Here is a 17,451-nt window from a genome sequence, read left to right as displayed (position 1 = left end):
CCAGAGTAATAACAAGTAAGTGGAACAGTATAATTAAGTAGTAGAACATTAAGCATTTACCGTAGATCAGGCGGAAAACACTTGATACACGCTGATGCGATCGCCTCAAGTGGCAAAACCTCCACCGCAGCTCCTAATTCCACTGCTACTTTCGGCATACCATAGACAACGCAAGTTTTGCGGTCTTGGGCAATAGTGTGCCAACCTGCTTGGCGTAATCCTTTTAAGCCTTGAGCGCCATCTTGACCCATCCCCGTCAGCAACACCCCAATCCCCTTTCCAGTCCAATTTTTAGCCACACTTGTGAAGAAAACATCGACCGATGGACGGGAGGATAAATTTAGTGGTTCTTTGTCATAGCCAAGGGTGAGGTCGGGACGCATCACCAAATGAAGATTTGTGCCAGCAAGCAGAATTTTACCAGGCTGTGGTATTGCACCAGCGATCGCTAGTTCCACAGGCAGGGGAATTTGCTCGTTCAACCAGGTGGCAAAACCTTGGACAAATTGGGCATCAACATGCTGGACAATGACTACAGCCGCCCCAAAATCTTGGGGAAATTGGGAGAGAATAGTTGTCAATGCTTGGGGGCCACCAGTGGAAGCCCCCATAACAATTAGGGGTGGAAGTGATTTTGGGCGATGGATAGGCGGCGATCGCCGACGTGAAGATTTACCAATTAAGCGGGTGATCGTGGCAATTTTATTTAGTAGCCCATCATCATCTAAGGCTGGCGTATTGATAGCATCCAAGGCTCCATAGCCCATTGCTTCAAAAACCTTGGCTGCATAGCGATTAACGCTAGCAGTAACCATCACAATAGCGCAGGGAGATTCGCTCATGATCTGCCGTGTAGCTTCTACTCCATCCATGCTAGGCATCAGCACATCCATCAAAATTAAATCGGGAGTATCAGCTGCACACTTGTTCACCGCTTCCACGCCATCGTAAGCAACCCACGCCAGATAGCAGTCTGGTATTTTTACCACAATACGCCGCAGTGCCTCTACAGCCATGAACATATCATTAGCGATCGCAATTCTCACAGGTTATACCATTTTGGATTTTGGATTTTGGATTGTCAAAGATTTATTGCTAATCCCTTTTAGCGCTTTCTTCTTTTTGTTTTTGTCGTCTTTCTTCCTTGGCGGTTCGTTCCTTTATTTCTCAATTTCAAGTTGACACACTACATAATATAAATTCTCCAAAATCAGGCTACAAATACAAGATTGGAAACCCATATCAAGTAAGAGCGCTCTTTTATTATGAATTACTAATTATACAAAAATGGGATAAATAGTATTTTTTGAGATTGATGAAAAAGCCTTGTAATAAAGACTTTTAATCCCAAATCCAAAATCCAAAATCTAAAATTGATTTATGCCTCTCCAATTAAATCAATCACCGCCTTTAACAGAGTCTCATCATGAAAGCTACTCTTAGTCAGGTAGTAGTCTGCACCTGCTTCTAACCCTTGCAATCGGTCTTCTTCCCGGTCTTTATAAGATACGATAATCACGGGTATTTGCTTCAACTTGGCATGAGTTTTGATCTGGCTAGTAAGTTCAAAGCCATTCATCCGGGGCATATCAATATCTGTCACCACCAAGTCATAATCGCCGCTACGGATTGCATTCCAACCATCAATGCCATTAACTGCGACTTCCGCTTTATAACCATTGTTTTCCAAGAGTTTGCGCTCCATTTCGCGCACAGTTATCGAATCATCCACCACTAACACTCGCTTGTAAACTTTGGTAACTGCTTGATGAGCAGATTGATTTACTTGAGAGAGTTGTCCACTGGAAAATACCTTCGCAATGGAACGTACCAAATCTTCGACATCGACAATCAACACTGGTGAACCATTATTCATCAGGGCGGCGGCGCTAATGTTGGCGACTTTACCAAGGCGGGGATCTAAAGGTCGGACAACCAAACTGCACTCACCGAGAAACCGATCTACAACTAATCCATAACGGTTAAGGCGATCGCTAATTACAATAACTGAGAGCGATTCTATATTCACCGCAGTCGAGGGTAACTCTAAAACTTGACTTGCCAAAATCAACTCCACAGGTTGATTATTTATCAGGAAAAATGGGCGATTTTCCGATAGAGCAATATTAGACTTGGGCAAGATGACTACCTGTTCAATACGTGTCAGCCCAAAGGCATAAGGTTCGCCAGCAATTTCCACCAACAAGGTGCGAATCACAGATAACGTTAGCGGTAACTGCAAGTGAAAGGTCATGCCCTTTCCCAACACAGAAACCGCCCGCAGCGTTCCGCCAACTTCCCGCACTGTGCTATGGGCTATATCCAGCCCCACACCTCGACCCGAAATTTCGGTGACAGTTTGGGTTGTGGAGAAACCAGGTAAAAACAGGAATTCCATTAACTCGACTTCGGTAAGTTGGGCGGCCATTTCCGGGTTTGTCAGTTGTTTGATGATGACTGCTTGGCGCAAAAACTCCATATCGATTCCCCGTCCATCATCTGAAACAGTGATAAACAGCATTCCGGCGCGATGGTTAACTTCAATGCGAATAATTCCTTCTTCTGGCTTTCCTACTGCTAGACGCTCTTGGGGCGGTTCGATGCCATGATCGATCGCATTCCGTAAGATATGAGTCAAGGGAGCTTCCAGACGTTCTAGAATATCTCGATCTACTAAAGTAGACTTACCAAAGATTTCCAGTTTCACCCGTTTACCCAATTGTCTTGCTAAGTCACGTACCATTCGCCCAAATCCCTGTCCCCCATCAGCAAAGGAACACATCCGGGTAGCAATAATTTCCTGATACAGGCGATGGGCAAGGTTAGCAGAACGCTGAGAAAATACTTCTAGTTCGTTTTGGCGATCGCTGATCATCTGGTAACATTCTTTAGCTTTTTGATCGGCTGCACTTAAGTTTTCTTTAATTTGCCGATTCAGATGATAGTTGCCTAATAATTCCTGTAAGTTCTCCAGCAGGTTGGACAATTCCCCCTGCTTGCTTCTCAGCTTCAGCAAAGAGTTGGCAAATGGTTCTAAGGAGTTCGCCTCAACTAAAGACTCTCCTGCTAAACCCATCAAGCGATTCAGATTTTCAGTACTCATTCGCACCGCCCGATTTGGGGTGATGCCTAGTTCTTCTGGAAATTTGGAGATATTTAGCGGGGGTGGGGAAACAAGGGGTGTCTGTTGGTTCTCTTCTAACTGCGCTGTTATTAGTAGGGGATGAATTTCTGTAGAGGTTGCCTCTGGAGTTAGGATATTAGCGATCGCACTCACTAGCGATTCAATGCCAACATCTTCTAATATCTGCAAATTTGGGTTAACTGTAACCGTTTCAGCTATATGCAGGAGCATATCTACCCCTTGCAGCAACACATCAATGCGATCGGCAGTTAAGATAACTTTTCCTTCTTGAGCCGCAACAAAACAGTCTTCCATCACATGGGCAACGTTGACAGCCGATTCAATTTGGACAATTCGGGCAGCGCCTTTGATGCAATGGGCTGCCCGCATTAAGGCTGCCAATTCTTTTTGGGGATCGGGCTTCGTCTCCAGTGCCAATAGGCAATCATTCAACACCACAACTTGAGCTTTTACTTCCATGTTGAATAGATCAAGCAAGGAAAGATTGCTGACATCAAATTCTTCTAACATTACAAGTTTTCCTAGAACACCGATTCATTAATCCTGGAAGAACCCCTCTCCTACAAGTAGAAGAGAATTTAACTCCCCCAACGCTAGTAGGGAAGGGGGTTGGGGTGTTAGGTTTTTGATCACTGCACCTTCCTAGCCAAGGTGGTAAATAATAATTCATCATCTAAATAGCTGACACTGTGCGTTAGCGTAGCTCTCCGTTCGCGTAGCGTTCCGCAGGAAAGGAATCGCTCGATTTGCTTCCCGTCCGGTTGCCAGTGGAATAATCCTTGAGTATAGGTTTGAGTCAGACTCTTAGGCGCATCTTGTAATTCATCCCGGTGAAATCGGTGTACTCCATAAAGTTCATCTACAGCAAAGACCCAAGTGTTACCTGCCTTTTCCAGCACCACTAGGCGCGAATACACCACTGGACTCAGCGTTTCTACTGCTGTATCGGCAACTTCCAAATTCAACAGATGACTCAAAGAGATACACAAGAGCAATTCGCCTCGGATACTCACCAATCCCCGCAGGATTTGGTTGCTGCGATGCGGTAGGGTATGAATCACACTCGGAGGGGAAATTTCTTTAAAGATTTGGGCAGAAAGTGCTAGCCATTCTCGTTGCAGACGAAAAATTACAACCGTCATTTGAGTTGTGGGTAAAGCATGGGATATCTGGGAATTTTCATCGACTCTAGATTTAGCCAGTAACTCAGTCCACTCTTGCCGATAATCTTCAGGTATAGAGCGCTCTAGCAAATGACGACCAGCAGTAGAGTAAACGGGGCAATTGCGGCAATGGGTATAAGTGGCTAATTGGGGACAAGTGCGATCGCCCTGAATGCCGATAGAATTCCAACAACGTTCAATATTTAATGGAGTAGCGATCGGGTTCATAAGGGTTAATCAAGAGATTTGGTGAATCAATGGTATAGCGTCTTCTGTTTTCACCTGAAAGCGGGCAATCTCTTGACGTAATCCCTGTCCCACTTGGTTAAGTTGGGCGATCGCATGATTAATTTCCCGCAAGGAATCCGCAGTTTGCACCGAGCTGCTGCTCAACTGCACCATCGTCTCACTAATTTGTTGCGCTCCCACAGATTGGGTTTCCATACCCTGGTTGACAAACTCAAATCGCGGATTCAAGTCTTGCACTTGCTGGATAATTTGCCCAACCTGTGTATTGATGTTGGCAACATCTTCTATACTCCGCCCTACTTCTGCGGCAAACTTGTCCATCTCCATCACACCTGTAGAGACTGACGATTGCATCTGCTTCACCATCTGCTCAATGTCGAGGGTAGCAACGGCAGTTTGATCTGCTAGTCGGCGAATTTCTCTAGCAACTACAGCAAAGCCCAAACCATACTCTCCAGCTTTTTCGGCTTCGATCGCAGCATTTAATGACAACAGATTCGTTTGGTCTGCCACTTTGGTAATTGTGACGACGATAGTATTAATGTTGTTTGCCTTTTCGCTAATTACTCCCAGTCGGGCAGCAACAGCATTAGTGGCTTCTGCTAACTGCCGCATAGTGGTTTCCATCCGCACTATATCTTTTTGGCTATCATTCGCTGCTGTAGTTGTGATTTGGGAAATGGTTGCAACTTGTTCCATTGCACTTACTAATTCCCTAGAGGTAGCGGAAATTTCTTTGGTAGCGGCAGCTACCTCATTAGTAGAAGCTACTTGCTCAATGAGCGTCCCTTCTAATTGTTTACCTGAAGCTGCTATTTGAGTAGCTGAGGTAGTTACTTGAATGCCTGAATGCTGTACTTGACGAATCAGAGTATTCAGATTCTGAGTCATAGTTTGGAAAGCACTTAAGAGTCTATTCATTTCATCTTTGCTGTTGGGGTCAGCCTTGACCTGAGTTGTTAAGTTACCCGTGGAAATTTGCTCTGCAAGCCCAACGACACCCATAATCTGACTAATAATCTGAAATGCAACTTGTCGAGCGATTATAACCCCCAAAATAATTGCAGTTGTCGGGCCAATGAAAATTCCTACACAAATCCAGAAAATGCTGCGAGCTACATTTTGTTCGACATCTTTTTGTAGCTCTGATATGTAACCTTCATTAAGTTTTAAAAGTTTGCCTGCTTGCTCGTCAGTTATTTTAAATAACGGTTCCTCCTTATTTGCTCCCTCAGAATCCATGCGATTACGTAATTGAATTGCCGCTTGAATAGTGGCAAAATCAGCTGATTTCCCTTGACGCATTAACTCAATTAGTTTTTTCCAAGGATTACGAACACCAAGTTGATTGAACTGTTGTTCAAGGTCTAACAATTTCTCATGGGCTTTCTGCCAAGCATCCAGTTGTTCTTTAAGTAAGTCATATTCTTTTTTTTCTTGTTCGGTTAATGGCGTTGCTTCATACTGTTTAACGCCTTCCTTAATCTGTTTCCAAGCGTCCTCGATTTGAGCTATTGCACCCTGTCTTTCACTAACAGTGACTTCAGGATCAAATAGTAACCGTTCTGCCGATTGGATTTGTGTCTGACCTTCGTTAATCTGTCAAAGTCTAGGGAAAACCTACGCAGTATTGCCTCCTACTTGATCTCCTCACTACCTATGCTTCGTTAATCGGTAAATTCGTTGCCAGAGAAGATTAGCACTATCAGCATCTCCTTGATATTCTTTGAGTAATGCCAGATGAGTCAGCGCCTCTTCGTGAGTAGGTTGTAAATAAATTGCTTTTTGAAAAGATTGTGCCGCCGGCTCATTTAGTGCCATCGCTTGCTGCACCTGACCGAGTAAAAGATATGCTTCAGTACTCACCTGATTTTGGTTGAGATAGTCGTTGCATAGTTTAACCGCCTCATTCAACGAACCTTGGTCGGCTAAAGCTCTAGCTGTTTCTAACAAATTTACCTTTAGGTCTTTTGGCGATATGGGGTTCTGGGGAGCAACATTTAACCTCTCTGGTGCGGCAAACTTGGAATGGGGTTTTTTCGGTAGCTGTCGCTTGTTGAGAACATCTATATTTTTGCCTGTAAAGCTTTGTCCTTGAAGATTGGGATGATGACTTTTGCGAACATTTTCGCACACTCTCGACTTTCGATGAGCAACTACTGAATGTTGACGAACTGAGACAAATTCAGTTTTAAACAATAACCAAGTTTCAGCATGTCCAACAAATAACAAGCCTTCTGGCCTTAGCAACCTTTCTAAGACTTGAATGGTGCGCTCTTTTGTGGTCATATCGAAGTAAATCAACAGGTTACGGCAAAAAACTAGATCATAAAGCGGCGTGTCAGCAAGAAAAGCCGGATCTGCCAAGTTGCCATTAATAAAATTCACTATGCATCTCACCTGTTCAGACAGCTGGTATCCTGCCTCATCTGGCTGAAAATAGCGCTCTTGAAATGATCGGTTATTGCCCCGAAACGAGTATTGATTGTAGATTGCTCGTTGAGCTTTTAGCAGGCACTTTTTGCTAATATCAACAGCATCGATCTGAATGTTTGTAGGATTTAATCCTGCTTCCAATAGAGCGATCGCAATGGAATATGGTTCCTCACCTGTTGCACACGGCACACTCAAAACCCGCAGTACGCCCTGTGGATTTGCTGGCAACCACTCAGATAATACATAATGCTTCAGAAATGCAAAAGATTCTGGTTCTCGAAAAAACCAAGTTTCTGGAACAACTACGCTGTCAATCAGTGCTTCCCATTCCTGGGTAGATGCCTGCAATTTCCCCAAGTAGTTAGCAATATCCCTTATACCGCAATCTGCCATGCGTTGAGATATTGCACTTGCGATCGCATCACTACCAATAGAGTTTGCATCTAAACCAATCTTGCTTTTTAGTAAAGCTTCAATCACAGATTGTGCCATTTATTGAGTCTTCAGACCAATCTAAAATCCAGTATTGCGATCGCTTTCTGGCAAGAGATTGACTTGCTGTGCTTCTGAGAATAAGTACTCAACACGAAGACACTGAATCATCCCTTGGTCGTCTACAATCATTTTGCCCAAATATGGCGCTGTATCTATCTGGATATTGGGATTAACAAATTCAGACTCAGACTTATGTAATGTTTCTACAACTTGTTCTGTCATCAAACCCAAAATATAAGGAGCCTTAAGTTCTGTATTATTACTCACCCAATAATTGACTAATACAATCCTAGTACTCAGGTACTCACGCGAGGGTTTGCCACGCATCAACTGGCATAAATCGATTACTGGTACAATGCGTCCGCGATAGTTAAAAACACCAGCGATATACTCAGGCTGGTGGGGCAAAGTTTTGAGCAGGACAAGTGGTATTACTTCTACAACCTGTCGGCTTTCTATGGCATATCGTTCATTCCCGATGTTGAGAAGTAACATTAACATTATATTTACATCTCTACTGTTACCTTTTATATTCCTTGTCGGCTATGCAAGACACCTATCCTACAGAGATGAGAAATTTATTGCAGGCATATTCGCATATTCTAAAAACTATATACAATTTCTTTAAAGCTGCCATGTATGACAATATCTGTAAATTCATTGCCGAAAACTTCAAAGATGATTTAGCAACATGGTTACTAGGTTCACCGGTTAAATTAACAGAACTTAGCCCTACTGAATTATCAAGCGAACCAATTCGCAAGGCAGCGCCGTGCGGGGCTTCCCCCCCCGTTGAGGCGACTGCCGCGCCGATTCATTAATCTTATTGCAATCTGATGATTTAGTTCTCCATACCGAATTTCAAACCGATGCTGATGAAGATATCCCCTTTAGGATGTTAGATTATCGGGTTAGGGTTTATCGCCGCTTTCCTAACAAAGAAATGCGCCAAATAGTAATCTATTTGAGAAAAACAAGTTCAGAATTAGTCAGTGAAAACAGTTTTAGATTAAACAACACTTACCATCAGTTTGAGGTAATACGCCTGTGGGAACAACCTACAGACAGGTTTATGAGTATTCCAGGTTTATTACCCTTTGCCGTGTTAAGTCAAACAAACGATCCTACAATGGTATTAACCCAAATAGCCAAAGCAGTTGAAGCAATTAGCGTAGGCGTAGCCCGCCGCAGGCATCGCCAGCTACAAAGAAATATAGCTGCTGCCAGTGGCATTCTAGCAGGTCTGGTGTTAAAGAAAGATGTAATTAGGAAGATTTTCAGGAGTGAGATTATGCGCGAATCAGTCATTTATCAAGAAATCCTAGAAGAAGGCGAAGCCAAAGGTAAAGCAGAAGGTGAAGCCAAAGGCAAAGCAGAAACAACAAGAAAATTGGCTTTAAATTTGTTGCGAATTGGAATGAGTTTAGAGCAAATTGCTCAAGTTACTGAATTATCTATTGAGCAAATTCAAGTTTTACAAGAGGAGATTCAACAATCTTAATTTTAACTAATCGCTTTAGAAAATACGTGGCTATACAAGCAAAACCCGCGATCGCGGGTTTCAAAGTTTTTATTAGTCCCGCGCCCAGAGAAGTCTGAGCATTGGCTTTTGGCGATCGCGTAGCCTCTTCTCTTCTTAGGCTTCGCCAACGAGTCCGCGATCGCGCAGCTTGCTTAAGAGAAGGGCTACGCCAACGCGAGGTTGTGGAGACTGTTGTGTGTAGCTTATGACCACAGTTGTTTCCAATCTTCGCTAGTTAAGATAACTGTCATCGCTAATATTAATCATAAAATTTATCAATAATTATAGGTTACTATGGCGATCGCTCATAGGAGTTTTCAGTCGCCACACAAGCCAGGCGTAGGCGTAGCCAGCCGTAGGTATCGCCCAAATTTTTTCGTAACTCATTCTTAATAGCTGGCGATCGCACCTGAGTTGTCGTTGTGGAAGACAATAACTCTACTAGATCAGCCCTCTCTTCATACTCTTTTTTCGGCAAAGGTATTGATCAAAGTCCAAAATTATTACTAATGACTGCTGAAAGCTAATAGTAGAATAAGGTACAGAAAGTTGCACGGAAGGGAGGATGGTAAATTGGATGAAATGAGGGCGGCGCTAGAGTTAGCGACCGAAGAAGAATTGCAAGATTTAACGGCGATTCTATTTAGTCGTAAGTTCAATCCCCTAGACTATGTACACACACCCGAACCCATCGAAGTGCAAAGCCAAGACCGCAAAGCTTGGTTAGACGCATTAGAGGGTCGCTTTCGCTTTTTGGCGGCAGATGGGATAACAGTATTGCGGGGACGTACAGGCGAGGTAACTTATCGACAAGCGTTAGTTCAAGTATGTAAGTATCTAAAAATTCCCTATTCTAATCAGCTGGCAACTATTGATTTAGAAGCAGAAGTATTTTTGCATCTGCTAGGACAGGTGTGGAAAAAATTGCCTGAACAGGAAAAGCAAAAATTGACTGTACAAGTGCAGCGTCAGCTGCTCAAATCAGAACTAAAACAACCGCTACCACTTTTATTGCAACGTGACCCCTTGGGGTTACTTTTCAAAGGCGGTAGTGCTCTAGCTGTTACTTCCATGCTTCAGCCAGTTGTACTTAAGCAAATTGCCCGTCAATTTGCCATCCACTTTGCTACCTATGAAGTAGCTAAACAAGCGGTGATTACAGGCTCAGAAGCAGCTGCAACGCAATTTCAAAGCTATGTATCTATGCAAATGGCGCAACGGGGTATGACAGTGAGTGCAGCTCGTTATGGGGCAGCCCGCACGATGTTTGCTGTGATTGGGCCGATAATGTGGACTTGGTTTTTTGCGGATTTAGGGTGGAGAGCGATCGCCACTAACTATGGTCGAATCATCCCTACCATCTTCGCCTTAGCTCAAATTCGCCTCACTCGTGAGGAATGTTGGGAGCCAGCTTGAACAAAGTTTTTGACTATTTCAAGTCTCGTTGGCAATCTTCTTGGAACTACTCTCTATGGGCACTGTTAATCTTCCCATTGAGTCCTTTTTTGGGGGCTGTGACTATAGGTTTTGTCTCATTAATAACTTTACTGAAACAATACCGCAAAATTAGCCGCCGCCCCCTCAACTGGGGATTTGCCCTTTTGAGTGTATTGCTGATCGTGACTGCTGGGTTTGCCCAAGACAAGACAGCAGCTTTCGTCGGCTTATTTAATTTATTACCATTCTTTTTACTTTTCGCTGCTCATAGCACTCTGATTCAAACATTTGCCCAATTGCGGCAAATGGCTTGGATTTTGGTAATTGGTTCCATGCCGGTAGCGATTATCGGCTTGGGACAGTTATTTTTAGGCTGGAGTTTGAAGTTCGAGGTTTTGTGGATTGTCTTTGCTTGGACGATCAGACCAGGAGGAAATCCGCCAGGTCGCATCGCTTCACTCTTCTTGCACGCTAACACCTTCGCTGCTTATCTAGCAATAATTTTCATCCTTGGTTTAGGGTTGTGGCTAGAAAACTATCAGCAACTAACAGCCAAGACCAAACAGCGCGGTCTTCTCCCAACGCCAAGCAGCGTCTTTTGGAGTTGGGGAGACGCCAAGGACGCGTCTGGGGTCTACCCAAGTAGAGTAGCTGCCGTTCAAAAGTCATTCCTCCCCCATTTCTCTACTCCCAACTTCCCACTCCCCCTCCTCTTCCTAACTGTGGCGATGATTACAAATTTCATTGCCTTGATTTTTACCAATTCGCGCAATGGGTGGGCGATCGCTATTCTTGCCTGTTTAGCTTATGCACTCTACCAAGGTTGGCGCGTTCTTGTGGGTGGCGTTGCTGCGATCGTCGCTAGTGTGCTTTTGGCAGCTTTTTCTCCCTCGCCAGTGGCTCAATTTTTTCGTCAGTACGTTCCTGCTTTCTTTTGGGCAAGGTTAAATGACGATATGTATCCAGGTAGACCAGTCGCTTTAATGCGAAAAACTCAGTGGGACTTTGCCTGGTCTTTAGCTGAGAAACATCCTTTGACTGGCTGGGGGTTACGCAGTTTTAGTGGACTCTACAAAGCGCAGATGCAGATTCCCTTGGGTCATCCCCATAACTTGTTTTTGATGTTATCTGCTGAAACTGGTTTTCCGAGTACTTTTTTATTTTGTGGTTTACTCGCTTGGATTTTGATTACAGGTGTTCAATTACTACGAAAGTCAAAATATATGAATACAGAAGACAGATTGATATTTTTCAGTTATCTTCTGGCTTTTGTTGGATGGGTTCTATTCAATACAGTAGATGTAACCCTATTTGATTTTCGTTTGAATACGCTTTCATGGTTAATTTTGGCTGGCATTTGTGGAGTAGCACATCGTTATAAGCAACAAGACAGGCTTGCATCTCATCCGTGAGTTCGACGAACTTCTCTGTTCCTCTGGGAGTCGAAGAGGGGCGTTTTGCGTAGTAAAATCTCTTAGAGGTCTTTTGATTGGGCTAATTAGGCGGACACTATATGAGCCGTCGAATTCACGTCAAATTAGTTAGGCGTCGAGAATAGCCATTAGTTACTTTTCAGTGCATACACTGATGCCTTTTCTGATTTTAGAGTAAATAATATTACTATAGAACGGGGCTAGTACTTAATTAGTTCCTGTTGCTGATTGTTGGGAAGGTGTAGGGACAACCCTTTGTGGTTTTTCTGCATGACGGGCATCTCTTGTAGATGCCCTTTTGTATATTTATAAAACTTACGCACTGTACAAATGCATCGTGATGTGAATTAAGGATGCTCCCGGTTGTTTCAGGCTTTTCTTAATTATTCTGCGATGCCTACGGCGGTAAACTACGTAAATAGACCATGCTGTAAGGGCACAGCATTGCTGTGCCCTTACGAAAGATATGGTTTTTAACCTTGATTCATATTTGGTATTTCTTGTCAATGCGTAAGTCCTAATTTATTATTTTTCTTCAGTTAAGCAGAATTTTAAAAAATATTGAATTTGACGGAATATCTTAAAAATTTTTATCTTTCATAAAGGAACATAAAACATGATTGCTGAAATTAAACTAGGTCTTTGTAACCCGCCAGAACCTATCTATTTGTATGTGAAAAGTGGAGAATTAAACGGGGAATCTTACCTGTGGTATAACTACGATATCAATAATGATAAAACTATTCCTGTCCAACAAACAGGGCTAACTGGGTATATATCTGAACTGAAATTAAAAACGACAGAATTTAAGGGAAAGGACAACGTTAAATTAGACATATTTGTGAGAGCGGATGAAATTTATGTTGTGAGGACTGGGATAGAAACGAACTTTGCTAAAACTTTCCTTTTAGCTGTATTACTAGTTCAGGACTTTTCCAAGCCCCTGATTATCGCTGCAATTGCTGGAAAAGAGAATGTGGTTTTTTGTAACCTCTACGACGCGGTAACTAAAACCAGGATTCACTCCGAATGGAACAGAGATGCTGATTGGCCGGCAATCATTGATAGTGTTCAAACTAAGTTGCAGACATCTAAAAATTTTCATATCGTCTCTGGTGAGCCAATACTGTTCTGAGGTTGGCTCCATTTCACCGCTAAACTTAGGCTAAACGCAAGTTTAAACTTTATTCTGACTGCGATCGCGCCCAATATTCTGATTGGCATCAGAAACTACCATAACCCCTTATGGTGTAAGCTCTCGTTGACGCTCCCACCCCTTGAGGAGGTGGGATTCATGCGTAGAACCGCATAGGTTGCGTCAAGCAACCCCTACCTACTCGACTGAGGTCTAAACCTAGTCTTGTACTTACTTTTGCTAAAATATTGGCGACTCCATTAAGATCCGCGTTGACGCATTCACCAGAAGATGTTTTATACATTCCCCGCCTAATCGAAAAGATCACTACGGAATTCCTTGACGAGTCCACGGCTTCAAGTCGTGGAATTCATGCGTAGAATCGCAGTTCCTGAGTCACCTTGCCTCTGATGAGCTTTCTGCTCTAATAGCTATAGGTAATAAAAAAAATACGCCTCACTAACCAACTTATGCTCACAACAGCTAACTTTCTTCAGTACACCCAATGGTCAGGTATAGCTACCTTGGTATTCGCAGCCTTAGCAGCTTTGGCTTTTATTCTCAAATGGGGCATCCGCTTTCGGCTGGTGGGTACAACTGGCTTTATGCTGGTGGTGACGGGTGGTTTATTTGCACTCTCGATAGTCCCCTTGAGTCGGACTGTGATTCCAGGAGCAGTCCGGTACACTCTAGTTTATGACAATGGATCAACACAAGCGGTGATTGCCACATCACCCCAAATTACACCCACACAAGTAGAAACAACTTTACGTCAAGCAGCTAGTAATCTGTTTTCTTATGGTCGCTCAGGTACACGGGAAGACGATCAGTTGACAGTTCGCGCCCGTACCGTTATTCACCCGGAACCAGGGATTTCTGTACCAGTTTACTTGGGTGAGGTGAAGCGATCGCTCGTTTCTCATCAAAATTCCCCAATCACAGTCCAAATTTACACAGACAATTTCGCCCAATTGCCAAAACCTACCGCTTAAAAGGAGCAGAGGGGCGTATATTTACACGCCCCTGATGTATCTGTAGCTAAGGATTGGATGAAATAGCATGACCACCTATACATGATCAATTCTTGATTGCTTTTCTTGAGAATCTGACAATGGTAATGTGAATTAATCATACGGTTATTCAAAACTTTGATAGTTCGGAATTTCAGGTGGATGGGCATCATAGATTTAGTGCGATTCGTCAAACTACTCAATCAGTCGGCAACAGGCTTTGTCTATTTCATTGCTTGGCTCAAATCCAGATCAGCCGGGTGTAAGGTTGGAGCCATGCAAAAACCAGCTTGGCAACAAGTATTCCTGATCACCCGTCTATTTGATTAAGAAATATCAAAGTTTTGGCAAACTAGATTATATGTCCAATAAATTTTCTACTGAACCTTCTTTGTCTACTCAAACCTCTAGTTCGTTATTTACGCTCACAGTTGCCCCAGCAAAAGTAATCCGTGGTTCTGGGGTGTTGCAAACAGCCGCAGCAGAGATCGCCTGTTTGGGAAGTCGTCCCTTAATTGTGGCAGGTGAGTCTACTCTCGCCATCAGCCAACAAATGCAACCATTTTTAGAAACGCAACAGTTACATACTGCCCAAGCTACTTATGGTGCAGATTGCTGCGAAGCTAGCCTGAAATCTTTACAGAAGAGGGCAAAAGAACATAAAGCTGATCTGATTATCGGTGTTGGTGGCGGCAAAGCCCTAGATACAGCGAAATTAGTCGCGCAGCAGTTACAGTTGCCAGTGGTGACAATTCCGACTTCCGGGGCTACCTGTGCAGCTTGGAGCGCCTTGTCGAATGTTTATTCGGAAGATGGGGCATTTCTCTACGATGTGGGGCTTTCTAGATGTCCCGATTTACTGATACTCGATTATGACTTGATTAAAACTGCACCACAACATACTTTAGTAGCTGGAATTGGTGATGCGATCGCTAAGTGGTATGAAGCCTCAGTTAGCAGTGGGCATTCGCAAGACACTTTAATTATTGCTGCGGTGCAACAAGCACGAGTTTTGCGAGATATCCTCTTGCAAAAGTCAGCCGCCGCCATCAAAGAACCAGGTAGTGAAGTTTGGCGAGAAGTCGTAGATGCTACTGTTTTACTCGCTGGCGTAGTTGGGGGACTTGGAGGGGCGCAGTGTCGCACAGTTGCTGCCCATGCGGTGCATAATGGTTTAACGCACATTTCGGGACATGGCAGTATTCATGGCGAAAAGGTTGCTTTTGGAATTTTGGTACAACTGCGTTTAGAAGAAATGCTACAAGGCAATCAACTAGCAGCATCAGCACGGCAACAGTTGTTAAAGTTCTACGCAGAAATTGGACTACCCCAAAAATTAAGTGATTTGGGATTGGGCAATATTACATTAGGCGAGTTGCAAACAGCCGTTGAAATTGCTCTAGTTCCTAATTCTGACATCCATCGACTACCATTTAAAGTCGCGCCAGAACAGTTGATGGCGGCAATGGTTTCTACCACTGCACCTATAGATAGTAGGGATACTACGGCAGTCGCCTCAACGGAGGGAACCTCCGCACGGCGCAGCCTTATAAATCGAGTTTCGCCCAAGGGAATCAGTGACGAGGTTTTATGAGTTTAAATTGGATTGTCCCAGCAGAACGCATACAAAAACTGCCACCTTATGTATTTGCCCGTTTAGATGAACTGAAAGCTAAAGCACGGGAACAAGGTTTAGATTTAATTGATTTGGGTATGGGAAACCCCGATGGTGCAACGCCAGCACCAGTAGTAGAAGCAGCGATCGCAGCCTTGAAAGATCCCGCTAATCACGGTTATCCTCCTTTTGAAGGGACTGCTAGTTTTCGCCGTGCGATCACCAACTGGTATCATCGCCGTTATGGTGTGGTTCTCGATCCTGATAGCGAAGCTTTACCGCTACTCGGTTCTAAAGAAGGGTTAACCCATTTAGCGATCGCCTATGTTAACCCTGGTGATTTAGTTCTGGTTCCTTCCCCCGCTTATCCCGCCCATTTTCGCGGCCCGGCGATCGCTGGCGGGAAAATCTACAGCTTGATTCTCAAACCAGAAAATGACTGGTTAATTGATTTAGCTGCGATTCCTGACGAAATCGCTAAACAAGCTAAAATTCTCTATTTCAACTATCCCAGCAATCCGACTGCTGCCACCGCACCCCGCGAATTTTTTGAAGAAATCGTCGCCTTCGCCCATAAATATGAAATTATGCTGGTGCATGACTTGTGTTATGCCGAGTTAGCTTTTGATGGTTATCAACCCACTAGCTTGTTAGAAATTCCTGGTGCGAAAGATATTGGTGTGGAATTTCACACCTTATCGAAAACCTACAATATGGCTGGTTGGCGCGTTGGGTTTGTGGTGGGTAATCGGCATATAATTCAAGGTTTGCGGACGCTGAAAACTAACTTAGATTACGGCATTTTTGCTGCCTTACAAACAGCAGCCGAAACTGCTTTACAACTGCCAGATGTGTATTTGCACGAGGTACAAGAACGCTACAGTACCCGCCGCGATTTCCTGATTCAAGGATTAGGAGAGTTGGGTTGGGATATCCCCAAAACCAAGGCGACAATGTATCTTTGGGTGAAGTGTCCCGTTGGCGTTGGTTCCACAGATTTTGCCCTGAACGTGTTGCAGCAAACAGGCGTTGTCCTGACTCCAGGTAATGCCTTTGGAGTTGCAGGTGAGGGTTATGTAAGGATCAGTTTAATTGCCGACTGCGATCGCTTGGGTGAAGCTTTACATCGCTTCAAGCAAGCTGGCATCCGCTATCAACCTGAAAGCGTAGTTTCTACTTCAGAAGCGATCGCCGATCTCGTCAGTTGAGTAGAGTCAGGAAACCCAACATTACATGACTAAAATTTTTGCTGATCATGTTTGATATCATCTAAAAAAGTAGAGAGAGTTAACAATGATTGGTACTAATATTTACATCACTCAGGAAACTCAAGAATCTCTAATTAAAGCTGCTGCTTTCAAATAAATATCTGTTGTAGGACTTACGCAAAATATCTCCCAAACTCTGATTTCTCCGTGTCCTCTGCGCCTCTGCGGTTCGTTATTCCCTAATTCGTGCGTAAGTCCTGTGTTGAAGAACTAGCTTCTTCTATTTTGAGGGAAAGTATTCAAGAAAAGTTTAGGCAAATTAGCTATTCTTCAAAGAATCAAGGCAAATTTGCCATTAATCCTCTTGTAAAAATGCAACCATACGCTTATTTAGCTTAAACGAAAAGAAGCCCCACACTCACTTTTAGGAGTGTGGGGTGAATTTTTTGGGTGATGAAGAATTGACCCCTAACTAATTCAATCCGTAGGATTGACACGGCGTTCGCGCAGCGTGTCGTAGACAGGGGTCGATGATGAATCACCATTTTGTAGAGATAGCTTTTGACCGTTGGTTGAAAGGTGATGTTAACGGAAAGAAATCAG

The 17,451-nt window shown here is 43.7% G+C and carries 14 protein-coding genes and 1 pseudogene; 8 read left to right on the top strand and 7 right to left on the bottom strand.

What is annotated here, in order from left to right; genetic code table 11:
- Positions 1 to 56: 56 nt before the first annotated feature.
- The 6 genes from cheB to HWQ23_RS07240 form a co-directional block, all read right to left on the bottom strand.
- Positions 57 to 1,046: a chemotaxis response regulator protein-glutamate methylesterase gene (gene cheB / locus HWQ23_RS07265; RefSeq protein WP_292825653.1), complete on the bottom strand. Its 990-nt coding sequence runs from the start codon at positions 1,044 to 1,046 to the stop codon at positions 57 to 59.
- 332 nt (positions 1,047 to 1,378) lie between these two features.
- The gene (locus tag HWQ23_RS07260; protein ID WP_292825650.1) at positions 1,379 to 3,655 is read right to left on the bottom strand and encodes a hybrid sensor histidine kinase/response regulator; all 2,277 of its coding nucleotides are present in this window, start codon (positions 3,653 to 3,655) and stop codon (positions 1,379 to 1,381) included.
- A 119-nt stretch (positions 3,656 to 3,774) separates the two neighbouring features.
- Positions 3,775 to 4,536, bottom strand: coding sequence for a chemotaxis protein CheW (locus HWQ23_RS07255; RefSeq protein WP_292825647.1), 762 nt, complete (start codon positions 4,534 to 4,536; stop codon positions 3,775 to 3,777).
- A gap of 9 nt (positions 4,537 to 4,545) precedes the next feature.
- Positions 4,546 to 6,156, bottom strand: coding sequence for a methyl-accepting chemotaxis protein (locus HWQ23_RS07250; protein ID WP_292825768.1), 1,611 nt, complete (start codon positions 6,154 to 6,156; stop codon positions 4,546 to 4,548).
- A 54-nt stretch (positions 6,157 to 6,210) separates the two neighbouring features.
- Positions 6,211 to 7,485, bottom strand: coding sequence for a CheR family methyltransferase (locus HWQ23_RS07245; RefSeq protein WP_292825643.1), 1,275 nt, complete (start codon positions 7,483 to 7,485; stop codon positions 6,211 to 6,213).
- 21 nt (positions 7,486 to 7,506) lie between these two features.
- Entirely contained in the window at positions 7,507 to 7,989 is a 483-nt protein-coding gene (locus HWQ23_RS07240) for a chemotaxis protein CheW (RefSeq protein ID WP_292825641.1), read from the bottom strand.
- A gap of 134 nt (positions 7,990 to 8,123) precedes the next feature.
- On the opposite strand from HWQ23_RS07240, the pseudogene HWQ23_RS07235 reads away from it, so the two are divergent.
- Positions 8,124 to 8,989 (top strand): annotated as a pseudogene (locus tag HWQ23_RS07235) (Rpn family recombination-promoting nuclease/putative transposase).
- 313 nt (positions 8,990 to 9,302) lie between these two features.
- Here the strand turns inward: HWQ23_RS07235 and HWQ23_RS07230 are convergent.
- Entirely contained in the window at positions 9,303 to 9,488 is a 186-nt protein-coding gene (locus HWQ23_RS07230; protein WP_292825638.1) for a hypothetical protein, read from the bottom strand.
- 95 nt (positions 9,489 to 9,583) lie between these two features.
- Here HWQ23_RS07230 and HWQ23_RS07225 point away from each other — a divergent pair, with 95 nt between their 5' ends.
- The 7 genes from HWQ23_RS07225 to HWQ23_RS07195 all read left to right on the top strand — a co-directional run bounded on the left by HWQ23_RS07225 (position 9,584) and on the right by HWQ23_RS07195 (position 16,848).
- Positions 9,584 to 10,426: a YaaW family protein gene (locus HWQ23_RS07225; RefSeq protein ID WP_292825765.1), complete on the top strand. Its 843-nt coding sequence runs from the start codon at positions 9,584 to 9,586 to the stop codon at positions 10,424 to 10,426.
- A complete protein-coding gene (locus HWQ23_RS07220; protein ID WP_292825635.1) occupies positions 10,408 to 11,859 on the top strand; it encodes an O-antigen ligase family protein in 1,452 nt (483 codons plus the stop codon). The genes HWQ23_RS07225 and HWQ23_RS07220 overlap by 19 nt, the downstream gene beginning before the upstream one ends.
- A 637-nt stretch (positions 11,860 to 12,496) precedes the next feature.
- Positions 12,497 to 13,015 (top strand): hypothetical protein, encoded by a 519-nt coding sequence (locus HWQ23_RS07215; RefSeq protein WP_292825632.1) that lies wholly within the window; start codon positions 12,497 to 12,499, stop codon positions 13,013 to 13,015.
- A gap of 470 nt (positions 13,016 to 13,485) precedes the next feature.
- Positions 13,486 to 14,007 (top strand): Ycf51 family protein, encoded by a 522-nt coding sequence (locus HWQ23_RS07210; RefSeq protein ID WP_292825629.1) that lies wholly within the window; start codon positions 13,486 to 13,488, stop codon positions 14,005 to 14,007.
- A 180-nt stretch (positions 14,008 to 14,187) separates the two neighbouring features.
- Positions 14,188 to 14,355 (top strand): hypothetical protein, encoded by a 168-nt coding sequence (locus HWQ23_RS07205; protein WP_292825626.1) that lies wholly within the window; start codon positions 14,188 to 14,190, stop codon positions 14,353 to 14,355.
- Between the two features lie 31 nt (positions 14,356 to 14,386).
- Positions 14,387 to 15,619, top strand: coding sequence for an iron-containing alcohol dehydrogenase family protein (locus HWQ23_RS07200; RefSeq protein ID WP_292825624.1), 1,233 nt, complete (start codon positions 14,387 to 14,389; stop codon positions 15,617 to 15,619).
- Complete coding sequence (locus HWQ23_RS07195) at positions 15,616 to 16,848, top strand: aspartate aminotransferase (RefSeq protein WP_292825621.1); 1,233 nt, start codon at positions 15,616 to 15,618, stop codon at positions 16,846 to 16,848. Before HWQ23_RS07200 ends, HWQ23_RS07195 begins: the two co-directional genes overlap by 4 nt.
- Positions 16,849 to 17,451: the final 603 nt, after the last annotated feature.

Origin of the sequence: Nostoc sp. JL33 (assembly GCF_017114985.1) — a bacterium.
Lineage (GTDB): Bacteria > Cyanobacteriota > Cyanobacteriia > Cyanobacteriales > Nostocaceae > Nostoc.
This window is presented reverse-complemented; position numbering and strand designations above follow the sequence as displayed.